We start from the raw sequence: 22,055 nt of genomic DNA on the forward strand, positions 1-22,055 counted from the left end.
GGTCGTCAGAACGAGACAACGGCTCCGCCTCGCGGACTCGGAAGGACGGAGCAGGACAGTGCGTCGAGGGCGACTGCGGCGTTCAGCACCGCCAGGTGGCTCAGTCCCTGCGGAGTGTTGCCGAGTTGGCGGCTGGTGACGGGGTCGTACTCCTCAGCGAGGATGCCGACGTCGTTGCGCAGGGCGAGCAGCGCAGTCATGCGTGCGCCCGCCTCGCCGGCGCGGCCGATCAGGGCCAGTGCGGACACCAGCCAGAACGAGCACGCGAAGAACGCGCCCTCCTCACCGGCGAGACCGTCCACGTTGGCGTCAGCGCACTGCTGCGTGCGGTAGCGCAGCACGAGGCCGTCGAAGGTGGCGAGTTCACGCTGGACCGCCTCGACGGTTCCGATTACCCGCTTGTCGTCGGGCGGCAGGAAGCCGGTCTGTGGCAGGAGCAGGAGGGAGGCGTCCAGTTCCCGGCTGCCGTAGGACTGGGTGAAGGTGTTGCGCTCCTCGTCGTAGCCCTGGGCAAGGATGGTGGTGTGGAAGAGGGCGGCGACCGCGCGCAGACGGGCCAGGGCGGCCCGGTCGTGGTCCGGGCGGCGCTCCAGCAGCCGGGCGGTCCGGTCGATCGCGACCCATGCCATCACCTTGGAGTAGGTGAAGTGGCGTTCGGGTCCGCGGATCTCCCAGATTCCCCGGTCCGGCTTGTGCGCGGTGGCGACGACGACCTCGGCCAGGCCGAGCAGCAGCGCGTCACTGGCGGGATCGGGTTCGAGACCGGCGTCCTCGGCGGCCAGCAGGGCATCCGCGACGTACCCGAAGACATCGAGCTGAAGCTGGCCGGCGGCGCCGTTGCCGATCCGTACCGGCCGGGAGCCTTGATAACCGGGCAGGTGGTCCAGGACGGTTTCGGTGAGGTCGCTGCTGCCGTCGAGCCGGTACATGATCCGCGCGGTGGCCGGGTCGCCGATCGTGTCGACCAACCACGCCCGCCAGGCGCGCGCCGGTTCCAGGAAGCCGCCGACGCGCAGCAGCTCCCGGATGGTCAGCGCGGAGTCGCGCAGCCACACGTAGCGGTAGTCCCAGTTGCGTTCGCCGCCGAGGTCCTCCGGCAAGGAGGTGGTAGGCGCGGCGATGATCGCCCCGGTCGGCCGGTGGACGAGGGAACCGAGGACGGCGACAGAGCTGAGGACGGCTTCGCGGTAGGGCCCGGCGTAGGTGACAGCGGCACCCCAGCCGTCCCACTCGCGCAGGGTGGCGGCGAGCGCGAGGCCGGAGTCGGGTACGGGCGGGACCGGGGTGCCGGGTTCCTGCCAGGTCAGGGCGTACGCGGCCTGCTGACCGGCGGTGAGGACGGTGTCGGCCGCGGCGGCTCCACGTCGTCGGGACCGGTGCGTGGGGCCGTCCAGCCAGATGGTCGCGCCCTGGTGCTCGGCGGCGAGCCGCCGGACGCGGTCGGGGCCGATGACCGTGCGAAGAGCGGCGTGGGTGCGGCCGTAGTCGGGGGCGAGCGCAATGCGGGAGGTGACGCTCACCCGGCCGCGCAGACATGTCGCGATCCGGATCACTTGGGCGGGCCGCGCGGCGGCGGTGGCCGGCATGAACTCCGTGACCTGCAAGGTTCCTTCGGGCAGCTCCCAGAGCTGGTCCAGGACGAGGCTGCCGGTGCGGTGGGATCGGCGGTTGACGGGGATCGGCTGAGCGGAGGTGGGGGCGAGCGACCAGTAGCCGTGGCGCCGGTCGCCCAGAAGGCCGGCGAACACCGCCGGCGAGTCGAACTCCGGCAGGCACAGCCACGGGATCACGCCGTGGAGGTCCACGAGGGCCGCGGAGCGGCCGTTGCCGATGGGGGCGTAGCCCTCGATCGGGAGGGGAGTGGGCATGCGAAATCCTGGTGTCGGTGGAACGGCGGGTGGTCAGGGGCGGCAGTGGGTCAGCGTGGCGATCCGCTCATGGCACCGAGTACATCGGCTCCATGAAGGGGGCGGAGTTCGTTGGAGGCAGCGTGACGATGCCGCTGAGGAGGGCGACAGCGGCGGCATGGGAGCGGCTGCCGCGCCACGAGAGCGCACGAACGACCCTCGCCTCGATGGTGCGGGCCTCGCGCAGACTGAGTCCGGCGCCGTGCGCTCCAGCCTCGCTCATCGTCCCGGTGCAGATCAGCGTGATCACGGCTCGTCCCGCCTGATCCAGCTCGGGCACGCGGTTGGGCAGATCTGCTCGCAGTCGCTCGATGCCGATCAGCTTGGCCGTGATCAGGCGGACGGTCAGGTGTGCATCGTCCACGGCGCTGGCACGGCGGCGCAGGTCGGCCAGGCGATGTCTGACCAGGTACTCCCCGGCATGGACGCGGCCGCCGATCTCGGCGATGGTCAGACCCTCGGCGGTGAGTTCGGCGATTCGACGCTCCAGCGTGTTCAGCTCGGGTACGGGAGTACGTCGAGGTTCCGTCCTCGGCATGAAGCTCGTGGTGGTCAGGACCCGGCGGAATCCGGCATCCCCCGCCACGGGTGCCTGGTCGGCGGTGCACACCACCAGGAGCTCATCGGCCGGTGCCCCGAGCCGGTGCGCGGCGACCAGGTAGGCGGCGGCGCCGTCGTACGCGCCCTGGCGTACGGCGCACGACCAGGCCGATCCCAGGCCTATCGCCTCAAGGGCCGGGCCCGGATCGACCACTGCCGCCGGGGCCACCAGCGCGCACGGAACCGTGAGGGCCAGCGCCTGGTGCACCAGCCGTACGACGGTCGGTACCGGCCCGCACGGCGTGGCTCCGGCCAGGACCTCGCGCAGCGACGGTACTTCCGGCATGCCCGCCAGCGCGCCGAGGTGCACCGCCAGGCCGCGCGCGGACCGCAGCATCGCGACGGCGCGGTCCATCGGATCGGGACGGAGTTCGCGTTCTGCCGGGGTGTTGCCTACGGGTCCAGTGCTCTCTCCCTTCGTTCGGTGCTGCCAGGTGCGGCCCTGGCCCGAATCGGCCGCCATGGGGGTGGTGAGCTCGGCCAGGGTGTCCCAGGCCGGATCGATCAGCTGGTGCTCAAGCGCACGGCGGACGGCGACGATGCGCTTGCGGGTGCCGAGCGCGTTCAGTACGGCGTCCTCGTAGAGCTCCGCGGCGCTGTCCCGGATCTCCAGCGCGCGGGCGACGTCGAGGCGGTTCCCGCCCGCTGCCCAGACCCGGAGGATCAACGTCTGCTCGTCCGTCAGCGCCGGCAGTACGCCCGCTGGGGCCGAACGGGTGAGCAGACCGAATTGCCACGCCCGCACGAAGGCGTGAACCCGGTTCGCCGTCTCCAGCCGGTCGTTCACCTGGCGCAGGTGACTCTTGACCGTGTCGACTCCCAGGTTCATGGCCGCGCCGATCGCTGCGTTCGTCATCCCGAGGCCGGCTGTTTCCAGCACCGCGACCTGCTGCACGGTCAGCGTCGCGGGCGGCGCTTCCGTCTGCATCAGCGAGTCTCCGCCGGTTGCCGGAGCTCGCTGAGCTTCACATCCGGCCAGCCGGCGCCGAGGGAACGCAACGACACCAGGTCGCCGAGTACGGCCGCCGCGCTCGCCTGCTCCCTCGACCGGACCCCGAGCGTCCTGAGGATCCTCTGGATGTAGGTCTTCACCGTGTTCACGGTCAGCCCGAGACGCTCCGCGATGGTGGCAGCGTCCTCGCCGCCCACCAGGCCGGCGAGGACCTCGGCGTGCCGCGTCGTCAACGACTTCTCGGTGGGGTTCATCACGTGCACGTCCCTCACCAGTCCCCATCCGGCGCCCAGGGCAGTGGCGTGGAAGCGAGACTTCGCACCGACCTTTGCCAGCAGATCGCGGACGGCTGCGCCGACCTTGGCCTCGTCGATTCCGATGGCACGGCTGATCACCTCGTACAGGGCACCGCGGGCCACCTGCTGCAGGAGGAGGACGTCGGCGTCGGACAGGTGCGGCATGGCGGGAGGGGAGGTGGGCATGGCGGATCTCCAAGAGCGGGGGAGAGGAGTGGGGAGGGGGCTACCGGGCGGACCGCGGCCGGTCGAGGGCGGCGAGCAGCGAGGGGCCGATCTTCCGGGCGGTGTCGGGGCCGATGGTCAGGACCAGGTCGCCCTCCTGGACGAAGGAGGCGACCAAGGACTCGGGGCCCGGTGCGTGCGGGCCGGGCTCGTAGCGGATCACCGTGCCGGTGGAACCGGCGGTGAGGATGCTCTCGCCGCCATCGGCGCGGTTGTGGTGACGGGGGAACGTCGAGTGGACGGGCAATAGCACAGTCCGGTCCGCGGCGGTCAGGGCATTGGCGGTCAGACTGGCGAGGGCGTTCGACCGCAGGTGTCCGGAGGGCTCGTACACAGCCACGACCGCGCCCTCGGTGAGCATCCGGGCGCCCTGGAGGTCCGCTTCGATCTCCCTCGGGTGCACAGCCCTGGATTCCACGACATCGATGCCGCCGGCGGAACCGAGCCGGGTCAGCGACCCTTCGACTCCGGTGAACGCGCTGAGCCCGTCGAGGAGTTCGCGGTCGGGGACACCGAGCGCCCAGCCCGCGGCCCAGGCCGTCGCCACGGCCACGGCGGAGTTCGTCCCGGCGACCGGCACGGTGAAGGTGTGCTGCTCGCCGCCGGCCTGGACGGTGACCCGGTGGTGCTCTCCGGTCCAGAACTTCCCGAGGACCTGCACGTCCATGTCGGCGCCGCGGCCGACGGTCACCACCCTGGGGCCCGGGCGGCGTCGGCGCAGCCGGTCCGCGAGTTCCTGGCAGCCGGGCTGGGCGGCCCACACCACCACCGTGTCGCTCCGCCGCGCGAGGGCTTCCATGTGCTCCAGCGCCTCCTGCTGGTTCCACCAGCACGGCGGTGCGGCTTCCGCGGCAGTGACCAGTGTCACGGTCGGGTTGAGTCCTTCGCCCAGTGAGCGGAAGCGCCATCCGGGCGGCGAGGCGTCGTGGCTGGAGCTGTCCGGGCAGAGGTCCACGATCAGGAGATCTCCGCCGCCGTCGTGGCCGGCGGAGTCGCCCTTGGGCGCCTCAGCGAGGATCCACCCGGGGTCGCCGCGGACGAGCGCGCGGGTGAGCGCGGCGGCGGCCATGGTGGTGGAGTGGCTGCCGGCGACGGCGACCGTGGTCGGCGCCGTGGCGGCCACCAGCTCGACGGCCCGCGCGTAGCCCAGTATCGGAAGCCCTCGGCCGACGGCGTGGTCCAGGACCTCCTGGACCACGGTGTTGTCCCCACCCCAGATCAGCGAGGCCGTTCCCGGGCAGGCCGTCCGACGGGTGGCGCCGGAGCGTTCCAGCTGCTGCACCACACCGGGCCGGAGACCCGCCGCCATGGGCGAGATCGTGGCCTGAGCGTGGCGTCGGGTGAGGTAGGAGATCAACCCGGCCATGCCAGGACTGAGCGGGTCGGGAACGTGAATGCTGCCAAGGAGGTCGGGCAGCGGAGACGGTCGCCGGGGGCTGTCCGAGGTGGAGTTCACGCCGCCACCGCCATCGAGAGGGGGCTGTCCGCGACTTCGATGAGTCTGGCGCCGATGTCACCCAGCTTGGCGGTCTTCCCGCACACCACGGCGAGCATCGAGTTGCCGCCGGCGCCGACCAGGATCAGCGTGGAGCCGGACCGGACCTCGACCACGCTGTGGCCCCACGGGCCGGCCTCGGCCGCGCAGCGCCCGATGATCTCGGCGCCGCGGCTGCTCACGGCCTGCAGCGCCGCCATCACGGCGGCCCAGTGGTCGGCCTCGTCCCTGTCGACCCCGGGCGAGGTGCCCAGGACCAGCCCCTCGGAGCTGACGTGGATGGCGGCGAGGACGCCGGCGTTGCCGGTGACCAGGTCCTTCAGGAACTGCGGATGGCGCAACACGTGAGCCTCCTTGGCCAAAACGAACGTGGGGGAGGTGGGGTCGAAGCGCGTGGACCGGCTGGGACCCGACGGGAGTGCCGTGGCGGCGTCTCCGACACCTTCAGAGTGGCCAAGGAGAGGGTGCGAGCGGGAGGGGGTTGATGGGGACAGCCCGATTGTCCCCATCGTGGGGACTGCCGAATTGTCCCCATCGACGGAGGTCGGCAGCGTCGAAGGCATGCGCAGCCCTGCGAACCGGTGAGGGACAGCCTCGCTTGTGCCGATGAAGGGAACTCAGGAACTGCTTACGGACGGACGCCCAGTGGGGTCCGATGAGTTCAGATGACCGTCCAGCCCCACGGACGGGAGCCTTCCCGGCCTTGGATACAGGCGAGGCGGTAGTGGGCCTGGTCGCGATGCCGGGCAGGGTCGGCCGCGGCGAGCTGGAGTGCGAAGCAGGTGACGCGCAGCTCGCGGATGTTGCGCAGGACCTGGTAGCTCGGCCACTCCGTCACATCGGCGCCGTAGGCGGTGCAGATCGCCTCGTACTGCTGGGCGGTGACGCTGCCGAAGCTCGTGAAGCCTGCGGCCATCGTCGCGAGGTCGTACTCGCGCCGGCCCCGCGAAGAGCGTTCGAAGTCGAGCAGGTAGGTGGTGCTCGGGGTGACGGCGGTGTTGCCGCCCCAGGCGTCTCCGTGGACCACGCACAGTGGCTGTCCGAGTGGAAGCTCGTCCCAGGCAACCTGGAGGTCCGCGAGGTACCCTCGCAGCCAGCTGCGCTGGTGGTCATCGAGGGTGACTGCCTCGTCGATCCGCTCGGCGAGTCGGACGAGCGGATCGAGGATGCCGAGGTCGATGTGCTCGGGGACGGGTAGATCGTGCAACCTGCGAAGAAGCGGAGCCATGTCGGCGCCGGTGCCTGGTCGATGGGGCGGCAGCTCGTGCCAGAAGGTGACGGGCCGGTCGCCGACGAGGACGGGGGCGGAGAACGCGTCCAGCGGACGGACGACGGGCAGTCCGCTCTCGTGGAGCCAGCGCGCTATCGCGATCTCCTGCACCGCGGCGGGCCACTGGCCGGTGCGGGCGACCCGGGCCACCACACCTTCGGGCAGTCGCCACAGCGCGTTCTCGCCCAGCCTGATGAGCTCGGCACCGTCGGCGGACAGACCGGCTTCGACACATGCCCTGAGCAGGACGGCGTGGGAACCGCTGGCAGTAGTCACCCACCTACCGTATCGGCGATCTGGAGGTGAAGGCCCTGGAGCCTGTTGTGCCGTTCGTACCGACGTGCGATGTTCGCCAGCTCCTGGAGTTCCCGCATGGCCCGGTGCGAACGGAGCTGGGCGACCTCGGCCACGGCGCGCTCGGCTTCCGGGAGCACGGCGTCGGGGTCTCCGACGACCAGCAGCAGGCCGGTCAGCTTGGTCCGGCTGAAGGTCCTGGACCGGGCGAACGGTTGGGAGTGCCCGTCGACGGCCTTCCTGAGCCGGTCGAGTGCGTCGTCGACCGCGTGGCCGGCGAGTGCGAGGTCGTAGACGGCATGGCCGGTGTCGCCATGGTGCTGCGCGTCGTCGTAGTAGCTCATCCAGGGGGACTCCTGGGCTGCGCGGACCTGGGCGTACGCCTCATCGGACCGTCCGATGGCCGTGAGGGCCGCCTGGCGGTTGCCCAATCGGGCGTGTCCTCGTGCCGCTGCGTTGTTCAGCATGGCCCGCTCGGCGGGGGTGAGCCGGTCGGACCGGACGAGGCCCAACTCGGCCAGGGTCACGCCGTCCTCGTACTGCTCGCACCACGTGGCGAGCCGGGAGCGCAGGTTGAAGGAGACAGCACGGGCGGACCAGTCGCTCGCCTCCTCCGCAAGCTCCGTCGCCCACCGAAGGTGCCGGCCGGCCTCGGCGAACTCACCTGTGTCGAGCAGAACGGCTCCGGCGGCGGAAGCGAGGCGGCTCGCCGCAGTGAGCAACTTCGGCCGTAGCGGGCTGCTGCACTCCGCCTCGGTCAGGCCTCTGGCCCACCGAAGCTGCGCGACGGCCGTTTCCCGAACGAGGCCGCCTCCGCCGTGCAGATTGTCCCAGCTGCGCAAGACGGCTGCGGCGGACTCGACGTGGGCGATGTCCCCCGAACGCACCGACGAGCTTGGTTCCGGGCCGAGGCGGAAGACCGGGGCCGTGATCTGGCTCATGCCGTCCATGGATGCGGCCGAGGGAAGGACCGCCTGCGTGGTCTCGACGGAGGAGCCGTCCCCGCTACGAAGGTCCACTCGCATGTTCACCAGCACGAGGCCGCGGGCGAGCGCTCCGCCGGTGTCCAGCGCGATGTCGAGCGCCTCGGCATGATGCGGCAGGCACCTGCGCTCACCGCGCTCCATCTTGCCGATCAGATCACCACTGAGGTGCACCAAGGCGCCGAGCTCGTCCTGCCCATAGCCCCTCAGGACGCGCCACTGCCGGATCTCGTTGCCCAGCCACTCCTCGGGCGAACGCTCCGGGTGCAGTGTGTTGGGCCGTGCCGCCATCTCGCCCCCCTCGACCGGCGTTGGGAACGACCTCGTTGTCTCCGCGCCGGGAAGATTGCCTCACCTGTACTGGGAACCAGCGGTTCCATGCATGGGCCGGGGCGGACCCGGCGCCTTCGTCAAGGCCGGACGGCCTGGGCGCAGATCGCCTGGCGCTCGGCCGCGTCGATGTCCGAGTCGAACTCGCCGTCCTGGCATCCCCGGACGAAGGCGATCCACTCCGCTGCGGTGAACAAGAGCACCTTCTCCGTGGCGGAGTGCCGAAGCGCGGTGGCACCTTGCGGAAGGTATGCCACCTCCAGTCGGTCCGCGGGATCGCTGTCCGGAGCAGCCATCCATCGGGCTGCGCCGAGGTCGAGCGTGTAGAGGTCGGCCTTGGCCTCCGGCTCGTACGTCGTCACGCTTCGACCATGGTGTCAGCCGCGAGCGCGTGGATGAACGAGCGCACCTGGCCGGCGCCGGACCGATGCGCCGGGAGTCCCGGGTTCTTCGAGTCGCGGATGGCGACGGCCGGCAGCCCCGGGACGGCCGCCAGCTCGACGCAGTTGCCGTTGTTCGCGGTGTAACTGCTCTTGTGCCACAGCACGTTGTCGAGCGAGACGGAGTAGAGGCGGTTGGTGTCGATCATGATGCGGTCAGTCTTCTCTCAGTCTGCTCGATCAGGGCCAGCGACTCCTGAGGGCCGAGCGCGGCGCGCAGGAGGTAGGAATGGAGGCGGGCAAGACGCCGCAGTCCGAGCGCGTCATCCACCACGATCGTGCCCGTGACGGCCTCGGCGAAGGCGGTGTCCGGCGAGTCCTGGCCTTCGCCTCGGAAGACGGTGAACGCGCCGGTCAACGTGCCTTCGGCCCCCCTGTCGAAGGGGACGACCCGAAGGTCCACGGACTCCAGGCCGAAGAGGTCCTGGAGATGGCGGAGCTGGGCTGCCTGGACGGACGGCCCTCCCACCTCGAACTCCAGCGCGGCCTGGGTGATGACGGCCGTCAGGCGAAGCGGGGCCTCGTCGCGCAGGCGGCGCTGCCTCATCGTCTTGACCTCGACCAGGCTGTCGACCTGGTCCGGGCCGAGCGCCGCGAAGCCGACCTCGGTGACCGCGCGGGCATAGGCCTCGGTCTGCAGGAGAGCCGGTATATACGCGATCTGGTACTCGGCCACGGCGACGGCCTCGTGCTCATACGAGATGAACTCCGCGTACCTGCTGCTGAGGACATCCGCGTAGGCGTCCCACCACATGGTCGTGCGGGCCCGTCCTCGACGGAAGAGTGCCTCCAGATGGTCCCGATCCGGCTCGGAGACATTGAAGAGGTCCATGAGGGCCTCGAAGTCGGCCGGGGTGGCGCTGCGCTTGCCGGTCTCGACTCTCGTGATCTTGGAGGTGCTGCATCCGATCCGAGCGCCGACCTCTTCGGCTGTCCAGCCGGCGGCTTCTCGCCGGTGTCGAAGGTCGGCGCCGAACTTGCTGCGTGCAGCGAGTGGTTGCTGCGGGACGGCGGGCGCCATCGATCCCTCCGCGAAGCCGTGGTTCGTGGACTCTGTCGTTCCGTCAGCTTAGCCGGGCCGGACGGTGCGCGGCATGTGTACGGCAACAGAATTGGCAATTTGCCAGTCACGTGCTTGACGGTGGGCGCGGAAGGCGGGAACCTTGCGGCGGTGACGTCCCGCACTCTCATGAATGCGTATTGTCACTTTTCATCTGCTTGTGCCCCAGCAACCTCGTGACGTCTTGCCGAGGTCAGCTTCAGGGTCCTTCACCGCCTTCGCTCGCCACGACGACCAGGTAGTGGATAGGACCCGCTTCGGTCCTGGTGCGCTCCGCAACCCCGATACTCGGCCGGCGCACACCGAATGGTCCGTTCCGCAGGGGCCGGGCGCAGTCCACGGCAGCGGCGGCGGCGCCGGGATGCCTCATGGGAAGGGGAAACGGGTGAGCCAGAATGTGCGGACGGAACCGTCCGGAGACCAGGCGGCTGACGTGACGGTAGAGCAGATCGTCGGCACTGCGGGCAGTGTGGGCGTTTCGCCGTTGCTGGTCCTTGGCGCGTTCGAGCGCGTTGGGTCGAACTGGGTGAGCGATCAGCTGCGCGCCTCGATGCAGCAGCACAACGAGCCCTTCCGGCAGCAGCTCGGTGTCGAGCACCCGCTGTCGGCCCTCCATCCGGAGCACGGCGGCGAGCTGGCCGCCCTCAATCGGCACCACCTGGCCTGTGCGCTCCACGACCTGTACGGCCCGAGCCGGCACGCGATCAAGGAGACGAACCTGTTCTTCGCGTCGCGGTCGGTCACCAGGCTGCTGCCACACTCCCCGGTCCTGGTCCTCACCCGCGCACCGATCGGCATCGCTTCCTCGTTCGAGCGCGGTGGCCTGTGGCAGCGCTGGGCCTACGCGGAGCGCTACCTCGGTCTGGCACGCACCGCCCGGACCCCGCGGTGGCGGAACTGGGCGCCCTTGCTGCCGCTGGACGACCCGCAGCCGTCGGTGGCGCTCGCCCGGATGATCGCCGTCAACGCCCTGCTGCTCGCCGAGGCGTTGCGGGCGGACCTTGCCGGATGCGGCCGTCCGCTGGCCCACCTTTCGTACGAGCGGCACGTCAACGCCCCGGCGGAGGTCCGTTCCGGCCTCGCTGGATTCCTGAACATTCCGCTGTCCGCCGGGCCCCGAACATCGACGCGCTCTGGTGGCGGGGACTTCGACACCAGTCGGTCGAAGAGCGAGCTGGTCGCCGAACTCCCGGCGAGCAGCGCCGTACTGGTCCGTCATCACGTCGCCACCACCCTGGCCCGTGCCACCGGGATCGTGGATGCCGCCACCGTGAACACCGCGAGCCACTGGCTGGCCGGCGACGACGAGTACGAGCTGCGGGAACCCCGCGAGCGGCCCCGGCGTCCGGTGGTGCCGACGCAGACGGCTCCCCGGCCGGTGAGCGTGAGCTACCGGCCGAGCGGGTCGAGCACGGTGGCATGGCGCACCCTGCTGATCTCGAACGTGGAGATGGCCGATCTGCTGAACGCCCTGCTGGAGGCCGGCCTGGAGAACACCCAACACGGTACGCACCTGCTGATCAACCCGATGCCGTACGAGCGCGGAGGCCGCCTCCATCTGCACCAGCGCAGGTGGAGGCCCAGCCCCGGATACGAACGCCACCCCGCGTACTGGGTCACGTGGCTCGGTGCCGCCGCGCTGGCGGCCTGGCACGGTGCGCGACTGCCCACTCGCGAGGAGGCCCTCGCCGGGGTTGCCGTCGCCGGCCCCGCGCACAACACCGGCTACGCGTTCGGTGACACCACCCCGGTGGTGGAGCCCGGCAAGGGGGCCGGGCAGATCCATCACCTGACAGGAAACGTTCAGATCTGGTGCGCCGACGGCCCTGACGCCGGCCACGACGCACCGGTGCGCCGGTACCTGTTCGGTTCCGCCTGGAACACCCCGGGCGACAGCAGGACGGTCGAGGAACCCAGGTCGCGCTTCCTGCTCGGATCCTCGCGCGGCGTGGGCGTACGACTGGTGCGCGGCCCGGAGGCCCACTCCGCCGACGCGCTCGGCGCCTGGGAGATCGCGGAGAGGATCGTCAGGTGGATCGGTGCCCTCGAAGAGCCGGACCGGACGCCGGGTGAGCTGGACCGCCGGCTGGTGAACGCGCTCACCCGGACAGCCGGTACGAGGTCATAGCCCGATATTCGACTTCGGCCCCACGTACGTGCCGGCGCCCGGCCAGTTGCCCCTGGCGAGTTCCACGAACCGCTCGGAGAAACCGTGGCCGGGAAGGTCGTCGAGCTTCACCCACTCCACGCCCCGGATCGGTCGGGTGTCCGCCCCGCTGGAGACATCGCCGATCCGGCCGCCGGTCACCGCGACCTCGAAGGAGATGTGTACGACCCCGGCCGCCGTGACGTCGCAGACGTACAGCAGGCGGCCGACCTCGACGTCGAGTCCGGTCTCCTCGCGCATCTCCCGGCGCAGGGCCTGGGTCAAGGTCTCGCCATCCTCGACCTTCCCGCCAGGCAGGGACCACGTCCGCGGCCCCTCGGTGTCCTGATTCAGCAGCAGCATCTGGCCGTCCCGCACGGCGATGCCCGTCACACGTGTATGCATCTGCGCACCGTACCGCTTCCCAACGCCACTAGGAGAACAGTCCGTTGAGGAATTACCCCATCCCCGTGGTCATCGCCGCCGGTGGGCTCGGCACCCGCGTGGCCGGCTGGTCGCGCATGCTGCCCAAGGAGTTTCGCCCGGTCGGGGGACAGCCCGGCCTGCTCCACGTCCTCGAAGAGGCGGTGGTCGGCGGCGCCGAGCGTGCGGTCGTCGTCCACCACCCGTACTACGAGGGCTTCTACGGCTGGCCCTGTCAAGCGCTGTCGCCCGACGCCCACCGGCGCTACGAGCAGGCGGCCGGGAGGCAGCTGGTCGGGCCGCGGCCGGCCGCCGGCCTGGACGTCGACTTCGTGGCGCAGTACGGGCGGTACGCCGACATCACGTCGGTGCTCAACGGCTCCGTCCACCTGCGCACGGGCACACTGGCGTTCGCCTTCGCGGACAACGTCGACCCCGCCCACTCCGCGCTCGCCACCCTGCTGGACGAGACCGACCCCGAGCACCCGGCCGTGCTCACCGCGCCGTTCGACGCGGCAGGGGCCGCTCACCACGGCGTCGTCGTGTGCACCGGGAGTGGGCCGGTACGATCCATGGCCGGTCTGGCGGAGAAGCCCGGACGGGTGCAGGCAGCCCGGCTGCTGGACGAGCACGGGCCGGACAACCTGCGCCTCCTCCAAGGCCGGGGGCGTACGACCCCCGGCCTTCTGCACCACTTCGCTGCCGTTGTCCGTCATGCCGGTCGCGTGGAACCGAAGCTGTCTCTCGCCGTCGCCGGTTACGCGCGCAACCACGTCGTCCAGGTTGTCACCAGCGAGCTGATGGTGGACCTCGGCGCTCCCGAGCCGCCCGCATCAGCCGACGTTGCATGAGGTGGCGGTCCAGCTCTGTTCGCCCCCGGAGTCAGATGGCGGCCGCGATGGGGCTCGCGGTCAGCTCGCTGATGCTCTCGGCCGCCTTGCGGGTGACCCGAACCCTCAACGGCTTCATAGCCGGAACCGGCCTCACCCTGACCAGCCGAAGTCACTAGTCACACACTCCCGCCAGCAGCCTCGGAATGGGTTTCCGGCCGCTGACGGGTTACTGGCCGCCCTGGTCCCCGATCAGTCGGGGATCGGCCCGGGGCGGCCTTACAGACCCCCGTCCCGGCCCCCTGGGCAAAGGGCCAGCCGAGACGGGCCAGCAGGACACACGACGGGCCGGAACGGATTCCCGGCTCGATCGATCAAGAAGGGATCAACATGCCCAGCTTCGACGGTGGCAAGCACGGCGGTCTTCGAACACGGCCGGGCCGCTCACCGTCATCGAAGTCCGTCCGTTCCATGCCGCCCAGGGGTACCGCGTGCCCCTTCACTGGCAAGGCTCTGCAACTTGTCGAGCCTATGGTGTGAACTGCTTGGTGCCGATTTGACGTTGCGCTCGAATGAGCAGCGAATCGGCCGATGAGTTCGGACACGGTGGTCGTGTTGATCGGTAATCACCGGCAGAGATCTGCTACACCAGGGGCACCCGTACCGCATGAGGAGCGGCGCTTACCTGGGACGCTTCACTCCTTGTCAGTGTCGATAGTCGTATATGCGGCTTGCTGTGTGAGGTGAAGGATGCGATCGCTACAGCCAGCGGAGCAGGAGGACTTCATTCTTGGTGTTCCTCCAATGCATGATCAGAGAATCTGGGAGCGACTCGCGGAGGAGAACGCAGTCGCGGCGGGACTCATAGGGAAATGGACGGCAGACGCCGGAACGGACGACCGGCCGGCGGGCGTGCCACCGGACTCCCGGGCGCACGCGGCCTCGGCAGTGGACGTTCGGGATGTAGCGCAGACGGAACAGTTGCCCCTGTGGGCCGAACAGGGAACGGCCGAGCCGGTAGGCGCTCGGCCGGTGACCGGAGGGGCCGGGCTGCCCGACCTCAGGGCGCAGCTTCGAGAAGTGCTGGAAGCCTGGAAGGAGATCGTGCCCGAGGGGCACGGCACGGTCGACGATCTGCGACTGGCTCTGGAAGCCGATGTCGAGGCGCTGCAGGTCCGATGGCGGCAGGTCGCCGCGATGCCAGGAGTGCCTGCGAGGCTGGTCACCGAGCGGGCGGCTCACCCTTCTGCCCGGCAGGGCGCAGAGGCAGTGAACGCGGCTCTGCGTGATGCCGACCGATGTGACCCGGCCCTTCGCAACCTGGGGGAATGGCAGCAACTCCGGGCCGTCAGGGAGGCAGTCGGCCGTCTGTGGCGGACTCTCGCGATAAGGGCAGGTGAGTTCGTCGGACGGCTGCTCGCCGACCACCGTGTCTCGGAGTTCCTGCGCAACGTGTCGATCCACACGTGCGAGACGATCGCCAGGCTCGCTCAACTCGCCTCTGACCGGCTGCGCCGCGGTCAGGCCGCGCTGCCGAGTGCGGAGACGCTCCTCGCACTCGGCGACGCGGCGGGCGCCTACAACATGACCGCGCGTCGTGAGGATGGTGCTCCCGCCCCCGAGGCAGCGCCGCCGTCCGTCACCGTCGATGTTCCCGAGCTGCAGCGGATGGGCGAGGCGCTGCAGCGGCCGGGCCCGGTGTCCGCGCGGCCCGGCGGTGTCTCGGTCGGCGCGGCCAGGGCCAGGTCCGCCCACCAGCTTGCGAAACGGCCGGCCTCCGCCGTGAGCGAGCAGCCCTCGCACCTGCGGCGCGGCGGAGCGTCCGCTCAGCCGGGGCGCAAGTCTCGCCAGAGGTGAGACGACGTTGGGTGTGCGCTGAGCAGGTTCATGCGTTCGGGGGATCGCTTTGCTGGCGTGCCCGCGGTTATCCACAGGAAGCCGGTGTATCACACCGAATCGCCGTGAACTGTGCTTGCCTGTCGCCCCACAGCTCCACAGTCCCCGACCGGAGGATCGAACCATGAATCTGAGCCCCGACCTGCAGGGCCTCGAACAGGTTGCCGCCAGCGCCATGGAGAGGACCATCACTGCCGCATACGCGCTCGCGGAGCTGGCCGACCGGGACGAGCGCTACGACCAGCTGGCCGCGCTCGCCGCCGCCGGCTACGCCACCGAGGCGACCATGTACCTCCCGCTGCCCGAAGCTGTTCCCGAGGACGCCGACAGCAGGGCCGACCTCACCCTGGTCGACCACTTGAATGACCTCGCCGACGCACTCGACGAACTCGGTCAGCGCTCGCACGACCTCCGGCAGATTCGGGACCGTCACATGGCTGCCCTCCATATCCGGGATGCCGCTATCGCGCTGCGAAACGCTCTGCCCGTCGAGCAGGGAGCGGCCGGATGACGGACGTCACCTGGGGTGATTTCGTCGCTCTGGCGGCCTCCAGGATGGGGTACGCCCTGGCGGCCCTCACTCTCGCCGACGCGGAAGGTCCGAGCACACCGGGTCAACACGCGGCCCGCAGCGAGGCGTTGGCGGACGTCCTCCAGCTACTCCACCGTTCGTCCGGCCGGTTCGGACCGCTCGCCCCCGACCCGCTCGGAATCGCCGAGGGCGACGTGTCCCGGCTGCACAGCAACGTCGAGATCCTCGGGCGGTTCCTGCGCGACGAGGCCTTCTACGCCTGGCCCGAGCCCGACCCGGCGGCCTCGCACCTGGCCGAGGCCGTGCGCTTCCTGCGCCTCGCAGGGGACCTGCTGGCCACCCACCACGGGCCGGACGGAGAGCCTCGCAGCCCCTACGCCGCGTATCTGGACAGCGCCGGAGTCGCGCGCCACATGATCGCCGAGACGGCCGACCTCGCCAGCACCGCCGGGCGCGTGGCCGTACGGATCGGCCGGCTGTGCCCATCCGATCGCCGGGTGGTCCGCAGACACGAGGTGGCCCACCGTCTCGGGGAGCGCGCGGTGCTGATCGAGCAGGCTGCGATCGGCATCCACCGCCAGCTCCACTCACCGCGCCCGTCCATGCCTGCTCCCGGCCTGACCCACCTCCCGGCGGCGGCCACGGCGGTGCCACTCCCGGTCAAGCCGGGCGAGCCGAAGCAGGAGGCGCTACAGGCGGTCAGCGCAGGTCTGGATTGGCTCGCCGCCCACGTGGCGCAGCAGGCGGCCCAGCGCCTGCCCGACGCCACCGTCGCCGAGCTGTCAGCTGTCGCCAACCACACCGCAGTGGCTCACATGCTCACCGCCCGGCTGATCGAGCACACCCGCGATCGCTTCACCTCCGGTCCTGTCGCCCAGGGCGCTTGGGGGGTGGCTGGCGGGGCTCTGCGCGCAGCGGCCCAGCTCTGGCATCAGGCCGCGAACAGCTGGAATCCAGGCCTCAGCAGCGTGCCCGCTTCCTCGAACCCCCGTCTTGTGCGCGAAGCCGAGTTCGCTGTGGTCCGGCTCGGTCGCACCCTCTTCTCCTCCGGCTGGACCCGACGCGACGGTGGGCAGCGAGCCCCCAGGGCCGCGCATGAGATCGTCAAGGCGCCCGGCGACGCGCCGCACCTGCTCGCCGCCGTCCACGCCGTTCCCGCAGCCGGACAGGTCTTCGCCGAGCACGTCCCCCGCATCGCAGCCGCCCTGATCCGGCGCGGAGCACTTCTCAGTTCCGACCCCATCCACAATCCGCGCGGCAGCACGCCCTCCGCCCGTTTCAAGGACGGCTGGATCAGGTGGTACCCGGCGTCGGCGGAGCAGATCAGCCGCGTGACGAGCGCCTACAACAGCGCCCGTCAAGCATCTGCGGCAGCGCAGATCGCCGTCGCCCGCGCGGCCGAGGCGGCCGGCCACCCGCTCGCCCGGGCCGTGCTCGAGGCCGACCGCCGGAACACGCTCGGCTTCACCGGCGACCCCTCCAGCGACACCCGGCGCGTGCAGGCCGCTGCCGCCCGTGCCCGCAGTACGACGGTGGCTCGCCCGCCGGAACCGGCGCGGCTGCCCGCGCACCGAGCCTCGGAGCTGTCCCGGGAGGTCGGGGCGCTCCATCCACGTAGGAAGACCCGGTAGCGTCGGTCGGTCAGGCCTCGTCCTCGGCGGCGTACCAGGTGCTGGGCACCCGGCCGGGCAGCCGGTGCCCGGTCCGGTGCTCGCCCTTGGTGCAGCCGCCGAACGGGCCGCCCGGGCCGCGCAGGGCGGCGACGTGGGGGCGGTAGTGGTCCCGGTACCAGACGCTGGGCCCGGTGTAGCCGCAGGTGGCGGGATCGGTGAGCTCCTGCCATGCCAGCCACATCGCGTGCAGTACGCCGACGGCATCCCAGTGCTCGATCCACCGGTGGCACCACCGGGCGTCGGCGGACACCTCGGCGAGGCATCCGGGAACGAGGACGCCTTCGACCCACTCCGCGAGCAGGCGCAGTTCGGCGTCCTGCTGCGCCTCATCGAGGACGAAGAGGAACGGCGGGTACTGCCACTCGGTGTCGTCGTCCTGCTCCGCCTCGGCGTCGTCTGCTCCGACGCCGTCGGACGTCTCGCCCTCGTTGCCGGCCGACCCAGCTGCGTTCGAGACGGCTGCGCCGGAGCGGACTGCACCGGCCTCCCGCAGGTCCCGCAGTTCGGCCTGAACCGCCCGGAGCATCGCCTTGAGGTCCTCCACGTCCTCAGTCAGTGCCCGGTTCACGGTTTCGTCAGCCACGGCGTGCCGCCTTCCGCTGCTCCCAGGCGACAGCGGCGCGCTTGGTGATGGCGGCCTCCTCGGCCGTCATCGCCGGGCCGAGGTGGGCCATGGCCTGTTCCTCGTACCAGGGCCGCAGGGTGATCTGGGCGACGGGCATGCCGGTGGACAGCAGCAAGGCGGTACCGCGCTTCATGGCGCGGACCTGGGCGGCTTCGAGGATCTGTTCGCGGTGCACGCTGAAGGACGTTGAGCCACCGTCTCGGCTCCTGGAGTGGGACTCGCGGGTGATGTCGTGGTTGCCGACCAGCGTGGCGATGTCGCTGACGCAGCGCGGGTCGTCGAGGCCGACACCGATCACCTTCTTCGTGGCCGCTCCCCACAGGGCGTCCATGCCGACCTCCCCCCAGGTCCGTACGCCCTGCCGGTACGACTGGAGGATCGTGTACGGGGTGATGCCCCGTGAGCCGAGGTGGCTGTAGAGGTCCGGGAGGTCCTCGATCCGGCAGATGTTGGCCGCCTCGTCCAGGATCGCGCGCATCGGGTCGGGCAGGCGTCCGCCGTGGCGCTCGCCGGCTTCGGACGCCGCGGTGAACACGGAGTCGGCGAGGGCGGCGACGACGGCGGCGGCGGCGCCGCCCTTCCTGCTGAGCAGGTAGAGGGTGTCCCGGCTGAGCGCGAAGTCCTCCGGCCGGAACCGGGGCCGGTGTCTGTCGGGGAGCATCCAGGCGAGCACGTTCTCGTCGCGCAGCGCGCTGACGGCGGTACGGGCGTTCTGGTAGATGCCGGACTGGGTCTCCTCGGCGATGTGGATGGAGCTGTCGACCTGTTCGGCGAGGACCTCCTCGTGCTGGTACAGGATCCGCAGCGGAGCCCGCTCCTTGGGGTCGGCCAGCCATCTGAGCACGTGCCGCACGGTCGCGCCGTCCCACCAGGCGGCGCGCAGCATGCCGACCAGCAGGTCGCTGGCTCCCTGGGCCCAGAACGGGTCGGCGGCGTCCGACTTGACCTGGTTGACGAAGTGCGAGGCCAGGCGCTCGGCGCGGTCGAGCGTCTCGGCCTCGGCGACGATGTCCCACCACCACGTACGCTCGATCCGGGCGACGCCCTGGGTGTCGAACACCCAGACATTGCCCGCCGTCCGGCGGGAGGCCAGGGTGGCGGCGTAGACGTCCGGCTTGTTGCTGGTCAGCAGCAGAGCAGCGGGTGCCTCCTCGGCGACCGGGATCGCGATTGCGGAGGACTTGCCGGCCCGGGGCGCCATCAGGGCGAGGTAGGTGTCCTCGTCGGACCCGCGCAGTTCCACGCCGGTGGGTAGGTGGTCCCCGAGTAGCACGCCACGGTCGCGCGGGGCCACGGCGCGGGGTTTGACATTGTGCAGGGAGGCCCGGAGCCGGGTGGCGGTGCGGGCGGCCCGCTCGGGGGCGAGGTCGCGTACCTGGTGGAGGGTGGCGAGGTGGGAGGCGTTGTGGAACCAGCGCAGGCCCGACCGCAGGCCCCAGCCGAGTCCGGCGACGACGGCCAGGTCGAGGAGCAGGGCGCTGATGCCGCTGGCGGTGGGGGAGTGCGGCCAGACGGAGTGCCAGTCGCGCGCCATCTCGAAGACGGTGTACGGGCTGAGCGGCGGGACGTCGGCTCCGGCGAGGACGGCGGAGGCAGCGGCCCCGGCCCAGGTGGAGGCTGACAGGACCACCGAGCCGCCGACGAGGACGCCCCCGGCGAGCCATGCCCGGTCGTTCTCGGTCATCATCGGCGTGCCCCCTCAGGCTCCTGCTCGGAGGCGTCGGTGTGGTAGAGCCGGTGCTCGGTCGTGGTGAGCGTCATCGCTGCGGCGATGCCCGGGCGACTGCCGAGTTTGATCAGGTACTTGCCGCGTCCGGGATGGATCTGGTCGGAGGTGTCCAGGCCCGTACTCGTCGCTGACGCCCAGGATGTGATCATCATCCGTTCCTGCTCGGTCAGGGCCCGTTTGCCGGAGACGCGGCTCAGTTCCTCGTCCGTCGAGCCGCCGATCACCCAGGTGTCACATCGGTCCATCAGCCCCCTCGCCTTGGCCCGGTCCTCCTCGGTGGGTAGGGATTCGGAGTCGAGGGTCGAATGCGTGGCGTAGATGCTGACATCGTCCGTGGTCCGGTTGAGTCGACTGATCCCGTCCATGGCATCGACGAGACCTGGGCCCGCGCGAAGGGCCCGCCACATCTCGTCCATGGGCAGTACGAGCTTGCGGTGCAGCAGGCCGAGGCTGCGGGCGCTGTCGATGGACGAGTAGGTGTAGGCCCAACTGGCGATCATCCCCGCGGAGACGACGTCGTTGCCACGGGCCCGCAGTGCGCTGATGTCGACGGAGACGGCCGGTGCGGTCAGATCGACCGGCGTCGTGGTTTGGCCGTCGAACATCCCCTTGAGCGGGCCGTCGACCAGGTTGTCCAGGCCAGCAACGATCGAACGGGTCAGGCCGAGGTAGGTGTCGCCGTCGGCGGCGAGCTTGGACCGCAGCGCCTCAGGGGCCTGCCGGAGGACGGCGATCACATCGGGAACCACGGGATCGGCACCTGGGACGGCATCCGCGGCGAGCTGCACAGCGGTGGTCAGTGCGGAACGCTCGATCTCGTCAGGCTGGCGACCGAGCCCGACCCGTGTGGCAAGCAGGGCGCCGAGAGTCTCCAGACGCCGACCGTTAAGGACGTCCGACAGGGCTGCGCGATCGACGGTCGGCAAGATGGGCAGACGGTGCTTCAACGGGCCGGAGTCCAGGGGATTGATCCGCTCGGTTCCGGTGCCGATCCGCAGCACGCTGCCGCCGAGCTCGCGGACCATCATGGAGTACTCGCCCTTGACGTCGGCCGGGACACACATCAAGTGGCCGAAGGCGACGTAGACGAGGCAGATCCTCTTGATCAGGGCCGACTTGCCGACACCGGGCTGCGCCATGACCCACACTCCCGGATTGGTGGTGAGCTTTCCGGTCCACCCGGACGGATCGATGCACACCAGCTCCCCGGTGAGCACATCGCGGCCGACCGGCACCCCGCGGGCGGGCAGGCCCGCACCGAGGAGGAACGGGCCGATCAGCGCGATCTGGCTGGTCGGGCCGGTGTAGACGGTGCCGGTGTCCTCGTTGGCCGCACGGCCGCCGAAAGGGCCTCCCCAGCCCAACCGCGGGGCGTGGACTCCATTGCCGGTTCGCGCGCGCCGTGGCCCCGTCCTGGGTGCAGCGCTCGGGGCCCAACGAGGAGACAGTAGTTTTGCCTTTCCCGACTTCACGAGCCTCCCTACTTCACAAGGGGGTTGTAGCCGATGGGCAGCCCGGCGGCGAAGACGGCTGCCTGGGCGCCGAAGGCCGGTCGCATCCGGATTCCCCGGGTCCCCGCGACCGCGAGCTTCAGCTCCTGAAGGGCCGTCGGCAGGTCGGCGGGCGTCCGGGCGGTGGTGGTGACCGAGAGCGTCCAGTTGACGACCTGGGCGCCGCCGGCAACCTGTCGAGCAGCCTGTTCCGCGCGTTGGTAGTCAGCCTTCTGAGACCACCGGGCGCGGCCCTTGACCTCCGCAGTGGCCTGAGCGCGGTGCTCGGCGGCGGAGATCTCCCGCTCCAGCAGCGCCTCGCCTTCGTGTGGCTCCAGGACGCGGTAGCCCAGGGTGATCCTTCGCTGGAACCGACCTGGAGCCAACAGCGGTAGCAACACGCTGTACGGGATCGGTCGACGCGGCATCTCCTCCAGGACCCAGCTGGCCGACACCGCGCCGTCGTGGGCGTAGGACTCGACCCAGTCGTCGGCGGCGACCGGGCCGCACTCGCCCCACTGCAGCTCGTCGAACTGCTCGTCCCGAGCAGGAGCAACGCCGGGGTCATAGGCGGAACGGACGATGCGGCGCAGATCGGTCGGGGTGGCCCTGCGCACCATGTCGGTTCCGGTCCCGCTCAGGTCGAGGGTGTCCGCCACCCGCAGGGTCTCGCCGACCTGCTCGGGGAGGTCGGACGGGGGATTCGTGGTGGCGCACGGGTCGACGGTCACACTCATCCAGGAGGCGACCTGGGCGGTGGCCTGAGAAAGTGTTGGGTAATTGATCAACTTCGTGGCGTGATGCACTGGCGGTGATCGTCACGGGCGAGGCATCCGCGACGATCACCGCCATGTGTGTC

20 protein-coding genes are annotated in these 22,055 nt (G+C 70.6%); 5 read left to right on the forward strand and 15 right to left on the reverse strand.

Annotated elements, in window-relative coordinates; genetic code table 11:
* Nucleotides 1-5: 5 nt before the first annotated feature.
* The 10 genes from ACFVUY_RS29315 to ACFVUY_RS29360 all read right to left on the reverse strand — a co-directional run bounded on the left by ACFVUY_RS29315 (nt 6) and on the right by ACFVUY_RS29360 (nt 9,813).
* A complete protein-coding gene (locus ACFVUY_RS29315) occupies nt 6-1,868 on the reverse strand; it encodes a glycoside hydrolase family 15 protein (protein ID WP_387734912.1) in 1,863 nt (620 codons plus the stop codon).
* Between the two features lie 67 nt (nt 1,869-1,935).
* Nucleotides 1,936-3,435 carry a LuxR C-terminal-related transcriptional regulator gene (locus tag ACFVUY_RS29320; protein ID WP_387734914.1) on the reverse strand — a complete coding sequence of 500 codons (1,500 nt, stop codon included), beginning with the start codon at nt 3,433-3,435 and terminating at the stop codon, nt 1,936-1,938.
* The gene (locus tag ACFVUY_RS29325) at nt 3,435-3,920 is read right to left on the reverse strand and encodes a LuxR C-terminal-related transcriptional regulator (RefSeq protein WP_387734917.1); all 486 of its coding nucleotides are present in this window, start codon (nt 3,918-3,920) and stop codon (nt 3,435-3,437) included. Before ACFVUY_RS29325 ends, ACFVUY_RS29320 begins: the two co-directional genes overlap by 1 nt.
* A gap of 61 nt (nt 3,921-3,981) precedes the next feature.
* The gene (locus tag ACFVUY_RS29330; protein ID WP_387734920.1) at nt 3,982-5,289 is read right to left on the reverse strand and encodes a hypothetical protein; all 1,308 of its coding nucleotides are present in this window, start codon (nt 5,287-5,289) and stop codon (nt 3,982-3,984) included.
* A 143-nt stretch (nt 5,290-5,432) separates the two neighbouring features.
* The gene (locus ACFVUY_RS29335; protein WP_387734922.1) at nt 5,433-5,819 is read right to left on the reverse strand and encodes a roadblock/LC7 domain-containing protein; all 387 of its coding nucleotides are present in this window, start codon (nt 5,817-5,819) and stop codon (nt 5,433-5,435) included.
* A gap of 317 nt (nt 5,820-6,136) precedes the next feature.
* Nucleotides 6,137-7,021 (reverse strand): phosphotransferase enzyme family protein, encoded by an 885-nt coding sequence (locus tag ACFVUY_RS29340; protein ID WP_387734925.1) that lies wholly within the window; start codon nt 7,019-7,021, stop codon nt 6,137-6,139.
* A complete protein-coding gene (locus tag ACFVUY_RS29345) occupies nt 7,018-8,313 on the reverse strand; it encodes a helix-turn-helix domain-containing protein (protein WP_387734928.1) in 1,296 nt (431 codons plus the stop codon). Before ACFVUY_RS29345 ends, ACFVUY_RS29340 begins: the two co-directional genes overlap by 4 nt.
* Nucleotides 8,314-8,432: 119 nt before the next feature.
* Nucleotides 8,433-8,714, reverse strand: a complete 282-nt coding sequence (locus tag ACFVUY_RS29350; protein WP_387734930.1) for a DUF397 domain-containing protein — start codon at nt 8,712-8,714, stop codon at nt 8,433-8,435.
* Nucleotides 8,711-8,941, reverse strand: coding sequence for a DUF397 domain-containing protein (locus ACFVUY_RS29355; RefSeq protein ID WP_387734933.1), 231 nt, complete (start codon nt 8,939-8,941; stop codon nt 8,711-8,713). Before ACFVUY_RS29355 ends, ACFVUY_RS29350 begins: the two co-directional genes overlap by 4 nt.
* Nucleotides 8,938-9,813, reverse strand: a complete 876-nt coding sequence (locus ACFVUY_RS29360; protein WP_387734936.1) for a helix-turn-helix domain-containing protein — start codon at nt 9,811-9,813, stop codon at nt 8,938-8,940. The genes ACFVUY_RS29355 and ACFVUY_RS29360 overlap by 4 nt, the downstream gene beginning before the upstream one ends.
* Before the next feature lie 565 nt (nt 9,814-10,378).
* Here ACFVUY_RS29360 and ACFVUY_RS29365 point away from each other — a divergent pair.
* Nucleotides 10,379-11,980, forward strand: coding sequence for a hypothetical protein (locus tag ACFVUY_RS29365; RefSeq protein WP_387734938.1), 1,602 nt, complete (start codon nt 10,379-10,381; stop codon nt 11,978-11,980).
* Here ACFVUY_RS29365 and ACFVUY_RS29370 read toward each other — a convergent pair.
* Nucleotides 11,975-12,403, reverse strand: a complete 429-nt coding sequence (locus ACFVUY_RS29370; RefSeq protein WP_387734940.1) for an NUDIX domain-containing protein — start codon at nt 12,401-12,403, stop codon at nt 11,975-11,977. The genes ACFVUY_RS29365 and ACFVUY_RS29370 overlap by 6 nt on opposite strands.
* A 44-nt stretch (nt 12,404-12,447) precedes the next feature.
* Here ACFVUY_RS29370 and ACFVUY_RS29375 point away from each other — a divergent pair, with 44 nt between their 5' ends.
* The 4 genes from ACFVUY_RS29375 (at nt 12,448) to ACFVUY_RS29390 (ending at nt 17,310) form a co-directional block, all read left to right on the forward strand.
* Nucleotides 12,448-13,272 (forward strand): hypothetical protein, encoded by an 825-nt coding sequence (locus ACFVUY_RS29375; RefSeq protein ID WP_387734942.1) that lies wholly within the window; start codon nt 12,448-12,450, stop codon nt 13,270-13,272.
* 1,059 nt (nt 13,273-14,331) lie between these two features.
* On the forward strand, nt 14,332-15,108 hold the full coding sequence (locus ACFVUY_RS29380; protein WP_387734944.1) for a hypothetical protein: 777 nt from the start codon (nt 14,332-14,334) through the stop codon (nt 15,106-15,108).
* 163 nt (nt 15,109-15,271) lie between these two features.
* Nucleotides 15,272-15,658 carry a hypothetical protein gene (locus ACFVUY_RS29385; protein ID WP_387734946.1) on the forward strand — a complete coding sequence of 129 codons (387 nt, stop codon included), beginning with the start codon at nt 15,272-15,274 and terminating at the stop codon, nt 15,656-15,658.
* A complete protein-coding gene (locus ACFVUY_RS29390) occupies nt 15,655-17,310 on the forward strand; it encodes a hypothetical protein (protein ID WP_387734948.1) in 1,656 nt (551 codons plus the stop codon). The genes ACFVUY_RS29385 and ACFVUY_RS29390 overlap by 4 nt, the downstream gene beginning before the upstream one ends.
* A 10-nt stretch (nt 17,311-17,320) precedes the next feature.
* On the opposite strand, the gene ACFVUY_RS29395 is transcribed toward ACFVUY_RS29390, so the two are convergent.
* From ACFVUY_RS29395 to ACFVUY_RS29410, 4 genes are all read right to left on the reverse strand, one after another.
* Nucleotides 17,321-17,935 carry a DUF4913 domain-containing protein gene (locus ACFVUY_RS29395; protein ID WP_387734951.1) on the reverse strand — a complete coding sequence of 205 codons (615 nt, stop codon included), beginning with the start codon at nt 17,933-17,935 and terminating at the stop codon, nt 17,321-17,323.
* Entirely contained in the window at nt 17,928-19,664 is a 1,737-nt protein-coding gene (locus ACFVUY_RS29400; RefSeq protein ID WP_387734953.1) for a type IV secretory system conjugative DNA transfer family protein, read from the reverse strand. Before ACFVUY_RS29400 ends, ACFVUY_RS29395 begins: the two co-directional genes overlap by 8 nt.
* Nucleotides 19,661-21,070 (reverse strand): ATP-binding protein, encoded by a 1,410-nt coding sequence (locus ACFVUY_RS29405; protein ID WP_387734956.1) that lies wholly within the window; start codon nt 21,068-21,070, stop codon nt 19,661-19,663. The genes ACFVUY_RS29400 and ACFVUY_RS29405 overlap by 4 nt, the downstream gene beginning before the upstream one ends.
* Nucleotides 21,071-21,186: 116 nt before the next feature.
* Complete coding sequence (locus ACFVUY_RS29410; RefSeq protein WP_387734958.1) at nt 21,187-22,002, reverse strand: SCO6880 family protein; 816 nt, start codon at nt 22,000-22,002, stop codon at nt 21,187-21,189.
* Nucleotides 22,003-22,055: the final 53 nt, after the last annotated feature.

This window comes from Kitasatospora sp. NPDC058063 (assembly GCF_042885395.1).
Classification (GTDB): Bacteria; Actinomycetota; Actinomycetes; order Streptomycetales; family Streptomycetaceae; genus Kitasatospora; species Kitasatospora lactacystinica.